This is a genomic window from Devosia submarina (assembly GCF_003056345.1).
Lineage (GTDB): Bacteria > Pseudomonadota > Alphaproteobacteria > Rhizobiales > Devosiaceae > Devosia > Devosia submarina.
In genome coordinates this window covers 1-2,539 of the sequence record NZ_PYWB01000026.1, presented here as the reverse complement: position 1 = coordinate 2,539, position 2,539 = coordinate 1, and the positions used below count along the sequence as shown (strand labels likewise).

Here is a 2,539-nt window from a genome sequence, read left to right as displayed (position 1 = left end):
GCTCCCGTGAAGAGTTTCGGCTGCCGACAGGCGCCCGAAAGTCCCCGAAGAACGAACCCGCGACCTACGGGAATGGGGGCTATGGATTTTTCTCGATTTGGCCAGTCTGGGGGCCGCCCGGATGGTGTGATGGGGCTGCAGCGCTAGGGTTGAACAGGTCAATGTTGCGGCTGTTGAGTTGAAGTCTGCCGCGACAGGTAGGGCCGAGCGAGCGTGAGATGACGATCCATGTATGGAGGGGCGCGAGGTCTCTCGCAGGCTGCGATGGTGTTATCGCGGTCTGAGCTCGCAATCGGTTATGCCGGGTCATGGACAGTCTCCCGGGTTGATGGTCGGGCGGTCGGCGGGGCCCGCGATTGGCACCATGCAGCGAAGGTCTCGATGATCACCATGGTACCGCCGCAGCAAGGACAAGTCAGGTGAGGATCTGGGGCAACCTCCTCGGTCGGCGGTTCGTCCGTTGCCGGCGCCACCCTCAACATGTTGCGTGCCTGGGCAAGGCTCTCCTTGCGAGCGGAGCCGGCGAGCAGGCCGTAGTGCCGAATGCGGTGGAACCCGCGGGGCAGAACGTGGATCAGGAAGCGGCGGATGAACTCGTCGGTGGCCAGGGTCATGACCTGCTGCCGCTCGACGCCGCCGCGGCGATAATCCTTATAGCGGAAGGTGACTTTGGATCCGTCGAACCCGAGGAGGCGGCTGTTCGAGATCGCCACACGATGGGTATAGCGCGAGAGATAGGCGAGCACCGCCTCAGGCCCTGCAAAGGGCGCTTTGGCATAGACCACCCAACGCTTTTTGCGGACCGGCGCGAGATGACGCTGGAAGGCACGGCGGTCGCTGATCCCTGCCAGTTTGCCGAAGAAGGCGAGCTTTCCGGCATCATGGAGGTCGAGCAACCTGCTCAGGAACAACCGGCGGAACAGCGCCCCGAGCACCCGCACCGGCAGCAGGAAGGCCGGGCGCGACGAGATCCATCGCCCCTCCGGCGCGATGCCGCCGCCGGGCACGATCATGTGGATGTGCGGATGGTGGGTCATGGCCGAACCCCAGGTGTGAAGCACGGCGGTGATGCCGATGCGGACGCCCAGATGTTTTGGGTCGGCGGCAATCGTCAGCATGGTCTCAGACGCCGCCTTGAACAGCAGGTCATAGACCAGCGCCTTGTTGTGGAAGGCAATGTCGGCGATCTCCGCGGGCAGCGTGAAGACGACGTGGAAGTACCCGACCGGCAAGAGATTGGCCTCCTGGGCCTCCAACCATGTGCGTGCCGCTGCGCCCTGGCACCGCGGACAGTGCCGGTTGCGGCAGGAGTTGTAGGCGATCCGCTGATGCCCGCAGTCGGAACAGGCTTCGACGTGACCACCAAGCGCAGCGGTGCGGCAGGTCTCGATCGCCGACATGACCTTGAGCTGGCTGAGGCTCAGGTGCCCGGCATGGTCCGCGCGATAGGCTGGACCGGCAGCCCGGAAGATATCGGCGACCTCGATGGTGGGGCGCACCGCTCAGGGGTCGGGTGGTTCCTCCGTGGGAACGAAGATGCCTAGGCGGTCGAGCGGACTGGTCACAGCCCGCACCGTGCGCGTTGCCACCTTGGTGTAGAGGGCCGTGTTCTCCAGCTTGGCGTGACCGAGCAGCGCTTGGATGATGCGGATATCGACGCCGTCCTCCAGGAGATGGGTGGCAAAGCTGTGCCGCAATGTGTGCGGCCCAACGCGCCTGGTAATCTCGGCCGCATGAGCCGCCTCGACGACCACACGATAGAGTTGCCTGGTGCTGATCGGCTTGAGGGCGTGCTGGCCCGGAAACAGCCAGCCGTCGCGGTGCAGCACGCCCTGGCGATGGCCGACCTGCCACCACTGGCGCAGCAGGGTGAGCAGATCGGGTGAGAGCATGGCGTTGCGATATTGCCCGCCTTTGCCGCGCTCGACCCGGATCAGCATGCGTTCGCTGTCGATATCGCGCACCTTGAGCATGGCTACTTCGCCAACGCGCAATCCTGCGCCGTAGGCAACTGACAGCGCTGCCTGGTGCTTGAGACTGGTGGTGGCATTGAGCAGGCGCCCCACCTCGTCACGGCTCAATACCACCGGCAAATTGCGGGGGCGGCTCACCCGCACCAGCTTGCGCGCCAAGTCGGGCCGATCGAGGGTATTGGTGAAAAAGAACCGCAGCGCCGAGACCACGCTGTTCATGGTGGGGACCGGTACGCCGGCCTCGCTCTGGGCCAGCTGAAACTGGCGAACATCCTCGGTGGTCGCGGAATCTGGCGGTCGCCGCAGGAAGCTGGCGAAGCGCCCCACATCACGGATGTAGTTGCGCTGGGTCGCCACCGAGAAGTGGCGCATGGTCATGTCGTCGATCAGCTTTTGTCGCAGCGGGCTGACAGGGGTGTTGGGGAGTGGCGTCGTCATCGTTCGGCTCCTGGGTTGAAGGAGCCAAAAGGGAACTCCTGAACCAGGCGATCCTCAACCAAGCCGTTGCGACCGGTGCCTTGCCGTTATCTCACCGCGCGCACCCTCCCGCGCAGCGGGTTAGTTCC

2 protein-coding genes are annotated in these 2,539 nt (G+C 64.7%); both read right to left on the bottom strand.

Going from position 1 to position 2,539, the window contains the following annotated elements:
- Window positions 1–296 precede the first annotated feature (296 nt).
- Window positions 297–1,499: an IS91 family transposase gene (locus DDE77_RS19195; RefSeq protein WP_108399094.1), complete on the bottom strand. Its 1,203-nt coding sequence runs from the start codon at window positions 1,497–1,499 to the stop codon at window positions 297–299.
- Between the two features lie 3 nt (window positions 1,500–1,502).
- On the bottom strand, window positions 1,503–2,411 hold the full coding sequence (locus DDE77_RS19190) for a tyrosine-type recombinase/integrase (RefSeq protein ID WP_108399093.1): 909 nt from the start codon (window positions 2,409–2,411) through the stop codon (window positions 1,503–1,505).
- Between the last annotated feature and the right edge of the window lie 128 nt (window positions 2,412–2,539).

Coding starts and splice junctions, on each gene's coding strand:
- DDE77_RS19190 (WP_108399093.1), bottom strand. CDS start 2,411: ATGACGACGCCACTCCCCAACACCCCTGTCAGCCCGCTGCGACAAAAG.